This is a genomic window from Bradyrhizobium ontarionense (assembly GCF_021088345.1).
GTDB classification, from domain to species: Bacteria; Pseudomonadota; Alphaproteobacteria; order Rhizobiales; family Xanthobacteraceae; genus Bradyrhizobium; species Bradyrhizobium ontarionense.
The window spans coordinates 857009-874366 of record NZ_CP088156.1 but is presented as its reverse complement, the minus strand read 5'-3'; the positions used below and the strand labels follow the sequence as shown (position 1 = coordinate 874366).

The 17358-nt window shown below is 64.6% G+C and carries 11 protein-coding genes; 5 read left to right on the top strand and 6 right to left on the bottom strand.

Annotated elements, in window-relative coordinates:
• The gene (locus LQG66_RS03775) at nt 1-1434 is read left to right on the top strand and encodes a hypothetical protein (RefSeq protein ID WP_231323552.1); all 1434 of its coding nucleotides are present in this window, start codon (nt 1-3) and stop codon (nt 1432-1434) included.
• A 6-nt stretch (nt 1435-1440) separates the two neighbouring features.
• Here LQG66_RS03775 and LQG66_RS03770 read toward each other — a convergent pair whose 3' ends face one another.
• Nucleotides 1441-3489, bottom strand: coding sequence for an acyltransferase family protein (locus tag LQG66_RS03770; RefSeq protein ID WP_231323550.1), 2049 nt, complete (start codon nt 3487-3489; stop codon nt 1441-1443).
• Between the two features lie 629 nt (nt 3490-4118).
• Between LQG66_RS03770 and LQG66_RS03765 the strand changes: the two genes are divergently transcribed.
• Entirely contained in the window at nt 4119-6269 is a 2151-nt protein-coding gene (locus LQG66_RS03765; protein WP_231323548.1) for a methyl-accepting chemotaxis protein, read from the top strand.
• 12 nt (nt 6270-6281) lie between these two features.
• On the opposite strand, the gene LQG66_RS03760 is transcribed toward LQG66_RS03765, so the two are convergent.
• Complete coding sequence (locus LQG66_RS03760; RefSeq protein WP_231323546.1) at nt 6282-6803, bottom strand: DUF3124 domain-containing protein; 522 nt, start codon at nt 6801-6803, stop codon at nt 6282-6284.
• Nucleotides 6804-6867: 64 nt separating this feature from the next.
• On the opposite strand from LQG66_RS03760, the gene LQG66_RS03755 reads away from it, so the two are divergent.
• The 3 genes from LQG66_RS03755 (at nt 6868) to LQG66_RS03745 (ending at nt 11466) form a co-directional block, all read left to right on the top strand.
• On the top strand, nt 6868-8595 hold the full coding sequence (locus LQG66_RS03755; RefSeq protein WP_231323544.1) for a cation:proton antiporter: 1728 nt from the start codon (nt 6868-6870) through the stop codon (nt 8593-8595).
• A 68-nt stretch (nt 8596-8663) separates the two neighbouring features.
• Nucleotides 8664-9299 carry a uracil phosphoribosyltransferase gene (upp, locus tag LQG66_RS03750; protein WP_231323542.1) on the top strand — a complete coding sequence of 212 codons (636 nt, stop codon included), beginning with the start codon at nt 8664-8666 and terminating at the stop codon, nt 9297-9299.
• 10 nt (nt 9300-9309) lie between these two features.
• Nucleotides 9310-11466 carry a carbamoyltransferase C-terminal domain-containing protein gene (locus LQG66_RS03745; protein WP_231323540.1) on the top strand — a complete coding sequence of 719 codons (2157 nt, stop codon included), beginning with the start codon at nt 9310-9312 and terminating at the stop codon, nt 11464-11466.
• Between the two features lies 1 nt (nt 11467).
• Here the strand turns inward: LQG66_RS03745 and LQG66_RS03740 are convergent, their stop codons facing one another.
• The 4 genes from LQG66_RS03740 to LQG66_RS03725 all read right to left on the bottom strand — a co-directional run bounded on the left by LQG66_RS03740 (nt 11468) and on the right by LQG66_RS03725 (nt 17141).
• Nucleotides 11468-12391, bottom strand: a complete 924-nt coding sequence (locus LQG66_RS03740) for a DMT family transporter (protein WP_425601326.1) — start codon at nt 12389-12391, stop codon at nt 11468-11470.
• 97 nt (nt 12392-12488) lie between these two features.
• Entirely contained in the window at nt 12489-13370 is an 882-nt protein-coding gene (locus LQG66_RS03735) for an NAD(P)-dependent oxidoreductase (protein ID WP_231323536.1), read from the bottom strand.
• Between the two features lie 2 nt (nt 13371-13372).
• Nucleotides 13373-14507, bottom strand: a protein-coding gene (gene prfB / locus LQG66_RS03730; protein ID WP_231323534.1) for a peptide chain release factor 2 whose coding sequence is annotated in 2 segments (ribosomal slippage) — nt 13373-14437 and nt 14439-14507 — 1134 coding nt in all. Because the reading frame shifts where the segments join, the coding sequence is not laid out codon by codon here.
• A gap of 123 nt (nt 14508-14630) precedes the next feature.
• Nucleotides 14631-17141, bottom strand: coding sequence for a penicillin-binding protein 1A (locus LQG66_RS03725; protein WP_231323532.1), 2511 nt, complete (start codon nt 17139-17141; stop codon nt 14631-14633).
• Between the last annotated feature and the right edge of the window lie 217 nt (nt 17142-17358).

The window sequence follows — 17358 nt, the reverse complement described above, 5'->3', positions numbered from 1 at the left end:
ATGTCGAACCGCGCATCCTCGTTCCCGGCGACGCCGCAGATCCCTCCGCTGCATCGCTATGGTGGCGTGCTGGCGTCTACGCCCGAGCTCGCCATCCATGCGCTCGGCGACGCCTATTGGGTCGAGGGCACCGGCACCGTCCGCGGCCTGCCGGGCTGGCCCAAGGGGCCGCCGATCCATCTCTATCTCGTCGGGCGACCGACCTTTTTGAGCTCATCAAAACTTCTGATGCCGGGCGGGCAGAACTACACGTTCTCGCCGGGGGATTCTTGCTGGGCGCTGCCGCTTGGCGACGGAGCGTGGCGGGTTATCTCTATTGACGTTGCCGCGCTTAGCCCGGTCGCCGGGTGGCGCAACAAGCAGTCCGCAGCAAAGACCGCCACATACCCCGTTGTCGCCAACGATGCTGGGTCGACCCTGAGCCTCGGCACCAACACCTTTTTCGAACTGACGTTCGGCCCCGCGTCGAGCTATCCCTCGGATTTCGCGGTCATGGTCCGCAACACCGACTCATATTCCGGAATCGGCACGGGCCGCGGTAGGCGGATCAATCTGAACGGCACGAAGTCGATACTTTACCCCGGTCAGAATGTGCAGGTCTTCAGCGCTGATGATGGATCTGGACCTGTTTGGGATTGGACCCCCAAAAAACAGCGATGGGTGCAAGGAACTGTCTTTGCCTGTGTCGATAGTGGCGGCGGCGCTCTGGGGACGGTGGACGGCTTAGCGACCGGCGCAGGCGCGTTCTCGCAGCTTCAAGATGCGGCATCCTTCATCTGGTACGGCGTCGATCAGGCCGGTAGTAGTGCAACGATCTACCCGACAGCCGGCCAAACATTCGTTCAGTCCCTCAGCTTGGGTGGACAGCCGGTCGGTTCGAACGTCGTCTATCTCAAGGGAAACGGCGGCCAAGCGACCATGCTCGGCTCAAACGGTACTGATCTGGTGTCAGTTGGCGATAACGCCGAGCTTATTATTCAGGACATGTACTTGCAGTCCCAAAATAACACTTTTGGGAAAGCTGTTCTCAAGATGCACGGCAATGGACTCATCGACACCTTCTCGGGGGTAACGATTCAGGGCGGTGGCGCGAACGACGTCGGCGTTTACCTCGACAACGGCGCCTGCATCTTCGCCATCTTCAACATCCTGACGTTCACCAACACGTTCAAGAACATCATCCGGACTGATCGCGGTGGACAAATATCGCTTGGTCCCGGCATGCAGCCGACCGGCGCCCTCGCCATCACGAACTTCATGGAGCTGTATGGCCCTGGCTTCACAACAGCCGGAACGGCGATCACGGGCAACGCTGCGGCTTGGGGTACGCCAGGAAACATTATTGTCGATGACGGTCATACCTTCAAGTATAACGCCGCGGCGCTACCTGCCGGCCTCACAGTCAGCAGCGCCAGAGGCGCATATGCCTATTAGCGCGGCTCACTCGCCAAGCCGCTCCGTGATCAAGGGAGCAAGCTGCTGACGCGCTAACCAGACGGACGCCAACGGCCGCAGATGGACTGTGTCTGCGGTGATAAGCCCCTCCTTGGGATCGGTTCCAAGATAGCTCAGGCAGCCTTCCGCGTTGCAGAACTGCTTCAGCTCGTCGACAAATTCGAATGGCTCATCGGGCTGCAGTTGCGACTGGAACGTCTTCGTGAAAGCCATCAGATCATCGTCCAGATGGCCCTGGATGTAGCGCGGGACGGAAGGCCAATAATTGTCGAGGACAACCTTATAGAGGAACGGCTTCCAGTGTGGCCGCTGCCCAAGGACAAGCACATGTTTCACGCCGAAACTCTTCACCATCTTTGCGAACCGGCGGATGTAGGCAATGTCGAAGGAGTTATTGGACGACAACAACAGGACCGTAGGCGGGTCGGCCTTGATGCGCTGCAACGCAAAGTAGTTCGCCATGTGGCAGTGATTGGTGTCGATGATGCGCTCGATCACTTCGCTGACCTGACATCCCGAGCTCCAGATCAAGAGCAGCGAAATGGCTTTCGGCAGAACCTCGTGGAGCCCATAGTAGAGGTCGGATGCGTTGGAATCTCCAATGATCATCACGCTTTGCTCGGAGTGGCGAGTGTAGCAGCTCAGATCGATGGCGCTGCGAGGGGCGATCGATGGAACCGTGGCATCCCATGGGTAGAAGTTGCATTGGTTCTGCGAGATAAAATTGATGTACTCGGCCTGCAGCCTTGGCGAACCCACGTTGAAATAATCAGCATAGGCAGCCTTGTCCTGCTCAAGTCGGCCGGGAAAGCCCTTACTGACGACATCCACGATTCCAAACACACCGATCGCGACCATTGCGGTCATCAAGGCGGGGATAGAGACCCTCCTCGTTCGTTGCCCAAACCGGATGGGCTTTTCTATGAACTGATAGGTGAGCCAGGCGAGCACGACGGAGAGCGCGACCAGGACGGCCAAAAGCTGCGGCGGGGGCGAAATATTGCCGAAGTGTATCCTCGCGAATGTCAGCAGTGGCCAATGCCAGAGATAAAGCGGGTAGCTGATGAGCCCGAACCACACCATAACCTTGTTGGACAGAACCCACCTGTTGAGCCAGGCCTCGGGACCAGCCAGGATAACGAGATAGGCGCCGGTCACCGGCAGCAAAGCCCACCAACCCGGGAACTCATGACGTCGGGTGACCACAACGGTCGACGCCAGGACCAAGGACATGCCCAGGGTCGAAAGCACGTGGCGGTAGGCGCGATCGGCGTCGACATCGCGCTCGAAGAATATGGCCGCGAGAACTGTAGCGATCGCGCGCTCGGTCCAGGCCATGGCACGGGGCGGAAAGAGCGTCAGGTTCGCCAGGCTTGCGCCAGCCGCAAGCTCCCACAGCCGGGAGGCGGGCGAGTAAAACGCTGCGACTGGATCTGTAGCAGTCGCCTTGACGCCATAGGTCAGGGAAGATGCAAGAACGGTTGCGATCAACACAAATCGATTGAGGCGGCCGCGCCAGGCCAGCAGCATGAGAGCGGGCCAGACCAGGTAAAACTGTTCTTCGATACCGAGGGACCACAGGTGCAGCAGGATCTTGGAGTCCGAAGCGACATCGAAATAGCTCGCTTCCTGCCACAGTGCGAGGTTTGCGATGAACCCTGCTCCGGCGGCGGCGTGCTTGCCGAGCCGGGCGAAGTCATCCGCCCAAAGCAAGAAGGCGCCTGCGATCAGGCAACAGGACAGCACGACGATGAGTGCTGGGAAGATGCGGCGTACGCGGCGCGTATAGAAGTTCGCAAGGCTGAAACGTTCAGCGGCGAGATCGGTCAGGATGATGGTCGTGATCAGGTAGCCAGAGATTACGAAGAAGACATCCACCCCCACAAAGCCGCTGCGCAGCGTCTGTGGGAACGCGTGAAAGATGACCACCGACATCACCGCGATTGCGCGCAGGCCGTCAATATCGGGGCGATAATCTCCCACATGGGTCGCGATGCGGCCATCGACCGCGCTGTGTCTGTCGGTTCCGTGCATCTCGGATGGCCCCCCAGCCCCGGCCAGCCGGCGGTCGCCGGCAAGGCGATCGATATTACCATCACAACCTAGGGGGTGTCGATGTTCCCCAGGGCGGCCCGGGCCGGTTGTTTAGAGGCAATACCCCGGGGGGACAGGGGGTGACATTTGAACTTGCGCAGGGTGTCATTTGAAATTGCGCGCTACACCAAGTTCGTGCCGGTGCAGATGCAATCGGCGCGGATGACGGGGGCAAGAAAGCCCGGTCCCCGGGGAGATCGCGTATAATCCGTAAAGCCATCGCGCAGGGAATGCCGGTTGATCGGCTTAACCTGTGGTGACTGCCGCCTGCTTTCTTGTCTGCAGGCGGGCCATGGGTGAGGCCTTCACCCGGCATTCCCGGCGCCCTCGTTTCGAGGGCTCGCTGCCGAAAGCTCGGGCGCAGGCGCGCCGCGGGGCGCATTTCTGTATGTTGAATCAGATGCTTAGCTGCCAGCGCAGCGTCGGGCGGCATCAAGACCGCGGTGCACAGCGCGTAGTCTTACGGTGCCTAGATTTTATGCAACCTTTAACCATTCCAGGCCCTGTTAGCAGGTCCCGTTCGCCGTACTCGATATCCGTAGTCAAGCGGGACAGCTGGAGCTCACGCCGTGCGCAAGAACCTGCCCGTCACGAACACCGAATACCCGATCACCGATGAGACCCTGATCGTCTCGCGCACCGACCTCAAGGGCAAGCTGACCTATTTCAACGACCAGTTCGTCGCCGCCGCGGGCTTCACCCCCGACGAATTGATGGGCCAGCCGCACAACATCATCCGCCATCCCGACATGCCGCCGGCGGCGTTCGGCAATCTCTGGGACACGCTGAAGCAAGGCAAGCCATGGGCCGGCGCGGTCAAGAACCGCCGCAAGAACGGCGACTTCTACTGGGTGCAGGCCTCCGCATCGGCAATCCGCGAGAACGGCGAGGTCACCGGCTACACCTCGATCCGCACCAAGCTGCCGGCCGAGCAGCGCGCCGAGGCTGAGAAGGTCTATGCGCTGCTCAACCAGAACAAGGCGCAGGGTTATGAGATCAGCGCCGGCGTCATCCGCCGCCGCTCGGTGTTCGACCGCCTGTCGTTCTTCACCGGCACGCTGAAGGCGCGTCTGATCACGCTGGTGGCGCTGCTGGGCGTGTTCATGCTGATCATCGGCGTGGCCGGCATCCTGTCGACGCACACCGGCAATGTCGGCATGAAATCGATGTACGAGGACCGCACAATTCCCCTCTCGCAGCTGTTCGAGATCAACGACCGCACGCTGCAGAACATGTCGTCGCAGCAGGCCGCGGCGGCGAACGGCAAGGCCGGAAAATCCATCGACGGCATCGGCGCGGTGGTGGACGAGAACAGTGCCAGGATTTCGAAGCTCTGGACCGACTACATGGCGAGCTACCTGACGCCGGAGGAGAGGGCCGTGGCTGACGCCTATGCGATCAGGCGCAAGGCCTATCTCGAGGAAGGTATCAGGCCGGCGCTGGCCCTGCTCCAGCAGCACAAGTTCGACGAGGCAAGCCAGCATATCGCCACCAAGGGCCACGATCTGTTCGTCGAGGGAAAGAAGGAGCTCGACAAGCTCGTGGCGATCCAGGTCAAGGAAGCCAAGGCGCTCTACGAGGAAGCCGAGCGCCAGTATGTCGTCGTGCTGTTGCTCGTCTCCGTCCTGATCCTCGCCGGTGTCGGATTTGGCGCCCTGCTCGGAATCCAGAGCATCCGCGCGGTGCTGCGGCCGCTCAAGGTGCTCAACGACGCCATGCAGAACATCACCGCGGGCAAGCTCGACAACCGCATCCCGGTCGAGCGCGACGACGAGATCGGCGAGGCGCTACGCAACCTGCAGACCGTGCAGGCCATCGTCCGCTTCAACAGCGAAGAGGTGAAGTCGATCCAGCGCACGGCGGAGGTCAAGCGCAAGGCCGAGATGGACAAGCTCGCCAGCGAGTTCGAAGGCGCAATCGGCGGCATCGTGCAGACCGTGTCGGCCGCCTCCTCCGAACTCGAGAGCTCCGCCGGTACGCTGACGTCGAACGCGACGCGCTCGCAGGAGCTGGCCACCACCGTGGCCGCAGCCTCCGAGGAGGCCTCGACGAACGTCCAGTCGGTCGCCTCGGCCACGGAAGAGCTGACCTCGTCGGTGACCGAGATCAGCCGCCAGGTGCAGGAATCGGCGCGGATCGCCACCGGCGCCGTCGACCAGGCGCGCACCACCAACGACCGCGTCAACCAGCTGTCGAAGGCCGCCGCCCGTATCGGCGACGTCGTCGAGCTCATCAACTCGATCGCCGGCCAGACCAATCTGCTGGCGCTGAACGCGACGATCGAGGCGGCGCGCGCCGGCGACGCCGGCCGCGGCTTCGCGGTGGTGGCGTCCGAGGTCAAGGCGCTCGCCGAGCAGACCTCGAAGGCGACCGGCGAGATCGCCCAGCAGATCTCCGGCATCCAGTCGGCGACCCAGGATTCAGTGACCGCGATCCAGGAGATCAGCACCACGATCGAGCGGCTGTCGGAGATTTCCTCGACCATCGCCGCCGCCGTGGAGCAGCAGGGCGCGGCCACCCAGGAGATCTCGCGCAACATCCAGCAAGCCTCGCGCGGCACGTCGGAGGTCAACACCAACATCGTCGACGTCCAGCGCGGCGCCGCCGCGACCGGGTCCGCCTCGGGCAGCGTGTTGTCGGCAGCACAGTCGCTGTCGCAAGAGAGCAGCCGGCTGCGGAGCGAGGTCGGCAGGTTCCTCAGCAATGTGCGGAGCGCGTGAGCCGCGGTCCTTTCACCTCCCGGCCGACCGGATCGGGCGGCCCTGGCTGATGAAGGCGTAATGGCCGGCGCCGATGCCGCCGACCATCAGCGCCTCGACGACGGGCTCGGCGATCTCGCCGGTCGCGGCCCAGTCGATGACGAAATTGGCGCCGGTGCCGCCGCGCACGTCCTTGGTGGCCACGAAGATCTCGATGGTGGCGAACGGCTTCAGCGCCACCGGCTCGCGCAGATAGGTTTCGACCAGCGCGCCGGCCGTGTCGTAGTAGTTGATGCGCCGGATGATCAGCGGCCGCTGCTCGGAGGCGTTGTGGATGCTCAGGGTCACCGAGAAATCGGCCTGGATCCTGCCGGGCGTCATCGCGACGCTGGAATAGACCGGGACGTAGACGGCGCCGGTGACGGAGGCGGCTTCCGCCGGAACCGCGGTCAGGGAGCTCGCGAACGTCGTGGTCACTGCGTCGGCGGCCCGCGCCTGCGTGCCGCCCGCAGCGAGACAGCCGGCGAGCGCCAGTGCGAAGACGACAGCCCGCATGTGACAGATTGCGGGTTTCCTTGCGCGGCGGCGCGACATAAATTGCCGCCCCGGGGGTTGCTTCATGCATGAACTGATCGGCGACATCACGCTCTGCATCCTGTTTGCGTGGGTGCTTGGACTGGCCGCGCACAAATGGCGCCAGCCCTCGATTCTCGCATATCTGGTCGCGGGTTTCGCCATTGGCCCCTTCGGCACCGGCTGGGTCAAGTCCCAGGAATCGATTTCGGTGATCTCGGAGCTCGGCCTGATCTTCATGCTGTTCATGATCGGGCTCGAGATCGACCTGAAGAAGATCATCCGCGCCGGCCCGGTGATCCTGATCGCGGGCGGCGTCCAGCTGCTTGGTGGCGCGGCGCTCGGCATCCTGTTTTTCGTCGCGATCGGCATGCGGATGGGCGCCGAGAGCTACGACGCGCTCTATCTCTGCGTCGCCTGCGCGCTGTCCTCGACGGTCATCATCGTCAAGGTGCTGTACGAGAAGCGCGAGCTCGACACCCTGCCCGGCCGCATCACGCTCGGCGTGCTGGTGCTGCAGGACGTGTTCGCGATCCTGTTCCTGGCGGTGCAGCCGAGCCTCGACGACCTCCATATCGGGGTGATCCTGCTGTCGTTCGCTCGCGCCGGCGCGCTGGTCGCGATTGCGCTGCTGCTCAGCCGCTACGTGCTGCCGGCGCTGTTCCACCGCATCGCGCGCACCCCGGAGCTGATCCTGCTGGGCGCGCTGGCCTGGTGCTTCCTGATCGGCGAGATCGCCGAGCAGCTGCATTTGTCGCGCGAGATGGGCTCGCTGATCGCGGGCGTCTCGCTCTCGACCTTTCCCTACGCGCTCGACGTTACCGCCAAGGTCACCACCTTGCGGGATTTCTTCATCACCCTGTTCTTCGTCGCGCTCGGCATGACCATCCCGATTCCGACGATGTCCGTGGTCGGGCTCGCGCTGGTGATCGCGCTGTTCACGGTCGTGAGCCGGCTGCTGACGACCTTCGCGCCGCTCTACATGATGCGGCAAGGCCTGCGCGCGAGCCTGCTGCCCGCGCTCAACCTCGCCCAGATCAGCGAGTTCTCGCTGGTCGTGATCCAGACCGGCGCCGCCGCCGGCCACCTCAAGAGCGGCACGTCCAGCGCGGCCTCCTTTGCCTTCGTGCTGCTCGCGGTGCTCTCGACCTTCGTCATCGTGCGCTCCGACCCGATCGTGCGGCGGAGCATCCCGCTGCTGAAGCGGATGGGCTTGCGCGACCTCGACGCGACCAAGGACGGCGAGGCAGGCCACGACGGCGGACATGGCGCCGGACGGCCGATCGTGCTGCTGGGATTCTTCCGTACCGCGAGCGCCCTGCTCAGCGAAATCGAGCGCAACCAGCCGGCGCTGCTGGAGCAGATCGGCGTCGTCGATTTCAACCCGGTGGTGTTCCGCACCCTCTCCGACCGCGGCATCCAGGTGACGTATGGCGACATCAGCAATGTCGACACGCTGGTCCATGCCGGGGTCGGCCAGGCCGAGTTGATCATCCTGAGCATCCCAGATTCGCTGCTCAAAGGCGCCAACAACGAGAAGCTGGTGCGTCACGTCCGCAGCATCAACACCACAGCCAAGATCGTCGCCACCGCCGACCTGCTGGCGGACGTCAATGACCTCTATGACGCCGGCGCGGACTATGTGACGGTGCCGCGGCTCAGCGATGCGCAGGTGCTGCTCAACCTGATCCAGGATGCCACTGCCGGCCTGCTGTCGGAGCGGCGCAACCAGGCCGAGGCCATGCTCGCCGACCGCCGCGAGGTGCTGCCATGAAACTGGCAAAGCCATCGCGCTGCGCGACCCATCTGGAACAAAACCCGAGATCCCGCTAGACAAGGGCCATGGCAAACTCCCAAGTCCACGTCGTCGATCATCCGTTGGTCCAGCACAAGCTCTCCTTGATGCGCGAGCGCGACCGTTCCACCAAGGGCTTCCGCGAGCTCTTGAACGAGATCGGCATGCTGCTCGCCTATGAGGTCACGCGCGATCTGCCGCTCGAGCTGGTCGACATCGAGACCCCGATTGCGCCGATGAAGGCGCCGAAGATCGCCGGCAAGAAATTGACGCTCGCGCCGATCCTGCGCGCCGGCGTCGGCTTCCTCGACGGCATGCTGGCCTTGATGCCGTCGGCGCGCATCGCCCATATCGGGCTCTACCGCGATCCCAACACGCTGCAGGCGGTCGAGTATTATTTCAAGGCGCCGCAGGACCTGACCGACCGCACCGTGATCCTGATGGACCCGATGCTGGCGACGGGCAACTCCGCCTGCGCCGCGGCTGAGCTCCTGAAGGCGCGCGGCGCCCGCGACATCCGTTTCGTCTGCCTGCTGGCGGCGCCGGAAGGCATTGCGCGGTTCAGCAAGGAGCATCCGGATATCCCGATCTGGACCGCGGCGATCGACGAGCGGCTCAACGATCACGCCTACATCGTGCCCGGCCTCGGCGATGCCGGCGACCGCATGTTCGGCACGAAGTGATCGCGCGCGCGTGGGCTCGCCGCAGCGCATCGGCCCCAAGCATCCGCGGCTCGGCGCGATCGCGGCCGGTGCCGCCGAATGGCTGGCGGCAAAATTGTTCGCCCGCGCCGGCTTCCACCGGCTCGGTTCGGCCTTCGCGCAAGCGCGCATCGCGGAAGCGCGCGAACGCCTGGCACGCGGGGAGACGCTGTATCTCGCTGGTCTCGGCCCGCCCGGCACGCATAATTCCGGCGTCGCCCTGATCGAGGTGACGCAGGCGGCAGGTCCCCGCCTGATCCTCAACAACGAGGAGGAGCGGTTCTCCGGCAACAAGCACACCACCGAATATCCGCGCGCCTCGATCGACGCGATGGTCGCGGCGCTGCGCGGCATCGGGCGTGATGCTGGCGACATCTTCGCCTGGCTGACCACCTGGGACTATCCGGCGCTGGCCGGCACGCTCGCCCGCAGCATCCTGGAAGAGGCGCCGCAGAGCCTCAAGCTGCTGCGGAGCACCGAGGCCGCGGGCTTCGACGCGCGTCGCATGGACCAGATGACGCGCACGCCTAAGATCCTCGCCAAGCAGCTCGGATTATCGGATCGCGTGCCGCTGATCATGATGCCGCATCACGACAACCACGCCTGGTTCTCCTATGCAGCCTCGCCGTTCGCCGCTGACGACGCGCCGGTCGCCATCGCCGTGCTCGACGGCACCGGCGACCGTGGCTCGGTCTCGCTCTACGAGGCCAAGGGCGACGCGATGCGCCCGCTGTTCTGCAATGACAGCATGTTCGAGTCGCTCGGCGCGTTCTACAGCGTCATCGCCTCAACCCAAGGCGGCTGGACCTGGCTGTCCTGCGAGGGGCGCTACATGGGCGCGGCGGCCTGGGGCAACATGGATCGGGCCACCAATCCCTATTACTCCCGGCTCAAGGACGTATTGATCCTCGCCGGGGACGGTCAGGTCAGGATCAACCGCCGATTGGCGAACTGGTACGCTGACCCGTTCGAGCGGCCTTATCATGCCGCGCTGATCGACATCCTCGGCGAGCCGCTGCAACCATCGCAGCTGTGGAATCCCGATGCCGTATTGCGGGTCGAGGACATCTCTCATCGCCCGGGCACGCAGGACCGGCTCGACAAGGCAGCGGCGACGCAGATGGTGTTCGAGGATGCGATGATCCACGTCGTCGACCACTTGCTCCGGCGCACCGGCGCCAACCGGCTGATCCTGACGGGAGGCGTCGCCCTGAACGCCGTCGGCAACATGCGGCTGCTGGAGCATTTCGACGAGGCTTGGTTCGCGCGTGCGCAAGGACGCAAGATGCCGCTGCACCTGTGGGTGCCGCCTGTGCCCGGCGACCCTGGCGTTCCCATCGGCGCCGCCTGGCTGTTCGCCCGTCTCGCCGACGCGCCGCGCAGCGCGCCGCTGCAGCACGCTTTTTACTGCGGCCTGCCGCCTTCGCGCGATGAGATCGAAACCGCCGTCGCAGCCGACGACGTACAGGCAGAACTGATCGGCGAGGTCGCGACCAACGAAGGGCGCGATGGCGTCGCAGATCTCATGGCCTTTGCGGTCGCGCAAGGCGGCGTCATCGCGCTCTATCAGGGCGCCGGTGAGACCGGCCCGCGCGCGCTGGGCCATCGCTCAATCCTCGCCAATCCCTGCGGTGCCGACGTGCGCGAACGCCTGAATGCGCGCGTTAAGTATCGCGAGGCGATCCGGCCGCTGGCCCCGATGGCCACGCTGGAAGCAGCGCAGGAATATTTCGTGCTCGAAGACGGCGCCTCCGACGCCGGCTATAACGCCTACAATTATATGGTGCTGACGGCGCATGCGAAGCCGCATGCGCGCGACAAGATCCCCGCCGTCGTTCACGCCGACGGGACAGGACGGATTCAGATCGTGCGCGCGGACGACGATCCCCTCACCTATGCCTACCTGAAAGCGCTCGGCCGCCACGTCGGCGTCGAGATGTCGGTCAACACCTCGTTCAATGTCGGCGGGCCGATCGCGCAGACTCCGGCGCAGGCCATCGAGACGCTGCGCCGTGCGAAAGGCCTGGATGCCGTGATCATGGTGGCGAGTAGCGGCGCGACCTACGCCGTCCGCCACGGCGCCGTGCGCGACAGCGGCCGCTTCGCCGTATGGCACGCGGAATGGAAGAAACGACGATCGCTCAGTTGAGCTAGGTGTTCGGCCGCGCCGCGACCCGCAGCACGCGGAAGATGCGGCCATCGATGATCAGCAGCCCGCTGCCAATCACCAGCGCACCGATGATCTCACGTGACGACAGGCTTTCGCCAAGCACGAGCGATCCCAGAAGGATCGCAGTGATCGGCACCAGCAGGGTCACCAGCATCACATTGGTCGCCCCAGAACGGCGCAGAATATTGAAGAACAGGATATACGCCAGGGCGGTCGACAGCGTCGCAAGCCCAGAGATCGCGAGCCACGTCGGCAGCCCCGGCATCGCCAGGGTCCAGGGCCGATCCGCCACGCCGGCGATCGCCAGCATCATCACGCTGGAGGCGACGAGCTGGCAGGTGGCGGTTGCGAGCGGTGGAGAGTGCGCAAGGTAGCGCCGGGCCAACAGCGCCGCTACGCCGTAGCTCATGCAGGCCGCAAGTCCGAGCATGATCCCGATGCCGCTGCCGGAATGGTCGAGGCCTGGAGCGCCGCGAAGGATCACGACGCCGATCAGCCCGGCCAGGACGCCGCCGACGCGCCGCGCCGACAACATCTCGTCACCGGCCGCGACCATCACGAGGATCGTGAACAGCGGCGTGGTCGCATTGAGGACCGCGGCGAGCCCGGACGAGATGAAGGTCTGGCCGACCACGATCAGCGAGAAGGGCACGACGTTGTTGAACAGCGCCACGGCCACGAACGGCCGCCACCCGGCGACATCCTTCGGCAGTCTCAGGCCACGCAGATGCAGCACCGGCAGCAGGATGGCGGCAGCCATCACGACCCGCAGCAGCACCAGGGTCAGCGGTGGTAGCTCTCTCAACGCAATGCCGTTGAAGAAGAAGGAACCTCCCCATAGGATCGACAGGACCAGCAGCAGCGACCAATCCTGTCCGTCCATCTGCTCCTTTTGCGCAATCATGGTCACCATCTGCACTCCGGCCAATGAATGCAGACTGCAGGCCGAGACCAGCAGTGGCCACCCGATTTCAGGGCGACGAAAAATGCCGGCGTCGCGATCAGGCCGGGGGCTTTCGGCGCGAGATGAGCTCGATCATACGGCCTTCATCCTCATCCGGCAGGGCCGCCTTGGCCCGCGCGTAGGCATCGACGGCGGCTTGCGCCATGACCGGACGCTCACCAAGCAGCTGCTCCGCGAGCTGCAGCGCGTAGGCCGCATCCTTGTGGCGCAGCGCCGCCGTGAAGCTCGCATCGGCGAAGTTGCGGGCGATCATGCGCGGCGCGTGCCGGAGCACCTGCGGGCTCGCCGCGACGCCGCCCTGGATCGCCTCCAGCACGAGGCTCATGTCGAGCCCGGCCTGCTCGGCGATCGCGAGTCCCTCGGCAAGACCTGCGATCTGGATCGCGCCCAACAGGTTGTTGATCAGCTTGTAGACCGTGCCGACGCCGACGGGGCCGAAATGGCGGATGGTCGAACCGATCGGCGTGAGAAACGGCCGGGCACGCTCGAGATCGGCGGCGTCGGCGCCGACCAGCAGCGTGAGCTTGCCGCTCGCCGCCGCCTCGGGCAGCCCAGTCACCGGACAGTCGAGGTAGATCACGCCACGCGCGTTCAGCTCGCGCGACAGGCGCAGTGCGTGATCGCGGGACACGGTCGAGCATTCGATCGCGATCGTGCCGACCCGCATGGTCGCCGCGGCGCCGTCCGGTCCGAGCCACACCGCGCGCGAGGCGTCGTCATCGGCGACCATGGTGACGACCGCATCGGCATCGATCGCGGCGTCGGCCGGAGAGGTCGACCAGCGCGCGCCGCGCACAATGAGATCCTCAGCCTTGGCCTTGCTGCGATTCCAGACTGCGACGGCATGACCGGCGTCGAGATAACGCGCAGCCATGCCATGGCCCATCCGCCCGAGCCCGATGAAGGCGACGCGAGCCACGCTCAATCCACGTCGTCGATGGCAGCGCCCGGTGTCGTCCCGAATGCACGCTGCGCCAGGGTCGCCGCCATGAACTCGTCGAGATCGCCATCGAGCACGCCCGCAGTGTCGGATGTCTGCACGCCCGTGCGCAGGTCCTTGACCATTTGATACGGCTGCAGCACGTAGGAGCGGATCTGGTGACCCCAGCCGATTTCGGTCTTGGCCGCCTGGTCGGCCGCAGCCTTCTCCTCGCGCTTCTTCAGCTCGATCTCATAGAGACGCGCGCGCAGCATGTCCCAGGCCTGGGCGCGGTTCTTGTGCTGCGATCGGCCCGCCTGACAGACCACCGCTACGCCGGTCGGGATGTGCGTCAGCCGCACCGCGGATTCGGTCTTGTTGACGTGCTGGCCGCCGGCGCCGCCGGACCGCATCGTGTCGGTGCGGACGTCGGATTCCTTGATGTCGATCTTGATGCTGTCGTCGATGACCGGGAAGATCTGGACCGACGAGAACGAGGTGTGGCGCCGCGCGTTGGAATCGAACGGCGAGATGCGGACCAGGCGGTGCACGCCGCCTTCCGTCTTCAGCCAGCCATAGGCGTTGTGGCCGGAGATCTGGATGGTCGCCGACTTGATGCCGGCCTCCTCGCCCAGCGATTCTTCGAGATACTCGATCTTGAATCCGTGCTTCTCGGCCCAGCGCGCGTACATGCGCAGCAGCATCTGAGCCCAATCCTGGCTCTCGGTGCCGCCGGCGCCGGCATGCACCTCGAGATAGGTATCGAACTTGTCGGCCTCGCCGGACAGCAACGCCTCGAGCTCGCGGCGCGCCACTTCCTTCTTCAAAGCCTTGAGCGCGTTCTCGGCTTCACTCACCACACCGGAATCGTTCTCGGCCTCGCCGAGCTCGATCATCTCGATGTTGTCGCTAAGCTCACGCTCGACCTTGCCGATGCCGGTCAGCGAATCCTCCAGCGAGGTCCGCTCCTGCATCAGCCTCTGAGCTTTCTGGGGATCGTTCCAGAGATTGGGATCTTCGGCGAGCTTGTTCAGCTCGGCTAGCCTTGCCGTCGATGTCTCGACGTCAAAGATGCCTCCTCAGCAGCCCGACCGACTGCTTGATCTCTTCTACGATTTTTTCGATTTCGGCGCGCATATCGCTCTCTTCGGGCTGCGGTCGAACCACCGCAGCATCAGGTCTGGCTGGGGATGTAGCGGCGCACGGCGCAAAGCGCAATCGCCCTGCACCGCACTAGCGTGAGTTTCGCAGGCCTAAGGCCTAATAGAGGCTGCCGGTCCCCGGACGGATGATGAAGCTGCCGGCGTCGGGCTGGCCGCCGCTCTGCGACGGGCTCATGCTGCGGCCGTCGGCGTCGGCGACGCCGATCACCGAGTAGTTGTCCGGCGGTGCGGTGCCCGGCTTGAACGCCTCCATGATCGTACGGCCGCCGTCGCCCGGGCTCGCACGCATGCCGGTCTTGGAATCGACGCGCACCAGCTTGATGCCGGCCGGGATCTTGAACGGCGTCGCCGGCTTGTCGGCCAGCGCGAGCTTCATGAAGTCCTTCGCGATCGGCGCGGCCAAATGGCCGCCCGTCGCGGCATTGCCCTTGCCGAGCGGCCGCGGCTTGTCGTAGCCCATATAGATCGCGACGGCGAGATCCGGCGAGAAGCCGACGAACCAGGCGTCCTTGGCCTCGTTGGTGGTGCCGGTCTTGCCGGCGATCGGCTTTCCGACCTCCTTGAGCACGGTCGCCGTACCCGCCTGCACCACACCTTCCAGCATCGAGGTGACCTGGTAGGCCGTCATCGTATCCAACACCTGCTCGCGGCGGTCGACGAGCTGCGGCTCGCTCTGGTTCTTCCAGCCGTCCGGTGCCTCGCAGCCGCGACATTCGCGGGCGTCATGCTTGAAGATGGTGTGGCCGTAGCGGTCCTGGATGCGGTCGATCAGAGTGGGCTTCACCCGGCGGCCGCCATTGGCGATCATCGAATAGGCCGTGACCATGCGCATGGCCGTGGTCTCGCCCGCGCCGAGTGCGTAAGAGAGGTAATTCGGCAGCTCGTCATAAACGCCGAACCGCTTGGCGTATTCCGAGATCAACGGCATGCCGACGTCCTGCGCCAGCCGCACCGTGACGGTGTTCAAGGACAGCCGCAGGGCGTTGCGTAGCGTCGTCGGGCCCTGATATTTGCCGTTCGAAAAGTTCTCAGGACGCCACACTTGGCCGCCCTGCCCTTGGTCGATCTCGATCGGGGCGTCGACGACCTGGGTCGACGGCGTGTAGCCGTTGTCGAGCGCCGACGAATAGACGATCGGCTTGAATGACGATCCAGGCTGCCGGTAGGCCTGCGTGGCCCGGTTGAACTGGCTCTGGTCGAACGAAAAGCCGCCCACCATGGCCAGCACGCGGCCGGTGTTCGGGTCCATGGCAACCATCGCGCCCGATACTTCCGGCAACTGCTCGAGCCGGTACTGGCCTTCGACAGGGTTGCCTTCCTTGAACAGCGGATCGGCATAGATCACATCGCCCGGCTGCAGCACCTGCGCAACCGAGGTCGGCGTCTTGCCGCGACCGTTGCCGGACATGGCGCGCGCCCACTTCACGCCGTCGAGCGTGATCAGGCCGGTCTGGCGCTCCTTGCTGACGGCGCCGCCGAGCTCGCGCGCCGGCTGGAAGCCGATGCGGGCGGACTGGTCGCTGGTCTCGAGCACCACGGCCATCCGCCAAGGCGAGATGTCGGAGAGCGACTTGATGTCGGCGAGCTTGACGCCCCAGTCGCCCGAAATGTCGAGCTTGGAGACGGCCCCGCGATAGCCCTGCTCCTGGTCATACCTCACGAGACCCGCGACCATGGCTTTGCGCGCCATGACCTGGACCTTCGGATCGAGCGTCGTGCGTACCGACAGCCCGCCCTCATAGAGCTTCTTCTCGCCGTAGCGCTCGAAGATGTCGCGCCGGACTTCCTCGGCAAAATATTCGCCGGCGAAGATGTGCGCACCGGTGTTGCGGCTCGCGATTGTCAGCGGGTCCTTGCGCGCCTTGTCCGCATCGGCCTGCTTGATCCAGCCATTCTCGAGCAGCCGGTCGATGACGTAGTTGCGACGCTCGATGGCGCGGTCGCGGTTACGAATCGGGTGCAAGCTGCCAGGCATCTTCGGCAGCGCCGCCAGATAGGCCGCGTCGGCCACCGTAAGCTCGTTGACGGACTTGTCGAAATAGACCAGCGACGCGGCCGCAATGCCGTACGCGCCTGACCCAAGATAGATCTCGTTCAGGTAGAGCTCGAGGATCCGGTCCTTGGAATAGGTCCGCTCGATGCGCATCGCCAGCAGCGCTTCCTTGATCTTGCGGGCGAACGAGACCTCGTTGGTCAGGAGGAAGTTCTTGGCAACCTGCTGGGTGATGGTGGAGGCGCCCTGTGGACGTCGGTTCGAGCCGAAGTTCTGGGCATAGACGACGGCAGCGCGAGCCATGCCCGTGAAATCGATGCCGCCATGCTCGTAGAAGTTCTTGTCCTCGGCGGCGAGGAAGGCGTTGATGACGAGCTTCGGAACCGCCTGGATCGGCAGATAGAGCCGCCGCTCCCTGGCATATTCGCCGACCAGCGAACCGTCCGCCGCATGGACGCGCGTCATGACCGGCGGCTCGTAATCCTGGAGCTGGGAGTAGTCAGGCAGGTCCTTGGAGAAGTGCCAGATCAGGCCGGCTGCCGCCGCCACGCCGACCAGAAAGACAACGGTACCGGCCGCGAACAGGAAGCCCAAAAACCGCACCATAAAGCGCATCGGCGAATATCCGTTCCAACTCTTGTTCATCTCTCGGCTTGGACGCGGCGCGCCTCAGGTGCGCTTCCGCCGACATCACGCAGTCGGCCGCAATTCCACGTGACCCATGCCAGATAACCGCACGGTCCAACCTATCAACGGTTAAGCCTATCACAAGTCTGCCGAGAAGGAATCCTTACGTGATTCCGGGTGCCTCGCAGCACGTTTATACGGCTGT

What these genes read in the sequence shown, in the direction of transcription:
- LQG66_RS03725 (WP_231323532.1), bottom strand. Translation starts at nt 17,141, where the DNA reads ATGCGCTTTATGGTGCGGTTTTTGGGCTTCCTGTTCGCGGCCGGTACC.
- LQG66_RS03770 (WP_231323550.1), bottom strand. Translation starts at nt 3,489, where the DNA reads ATGCACGGAACCGACAGACACAGCGCGGTCGATGGCCGCATCGCGACC.
- LQG66_RS03755 (WP_231323544.1), top strand. Translation starts at nt 6,868, where the DNA reads ATGCATGAACTGATCGGCGACATCACGCTCTGCATCCTGTTTGCGTGG.
- LQG66_RS03740 (WP_425601326.1), bottom strand. Translation starts at nt 12,391, where the DNA reads ATGATTGCGCAAAAGGAGCAGATGGACGGACAGGATTGGTCGCTGCTG.
- LQG66_RS03760 (WP_231323546.1), bottom strand. Translation starts at nt 6,803, where the DNA reads ATGCGGGCTGTCGTCTTCGCACTGGCGCTCGCCGGCTGTCTCGCTGCG.
- LQG66_RS03775 (WP_231323552.1), top strand. Translation starts at nt 1, where the DNA reads ATGTCGAACCGCGCATCCTCGTTCCCGGCGACGCCGCAGATCCCTCCG.
- upp (WP_231323542.1), top strand. Translation starts at nt 8,664, where the DNA reads ATGGCAAACTCCCAAGTCCACGTCGTCGATCATCCGTTGGTCCAGCAC.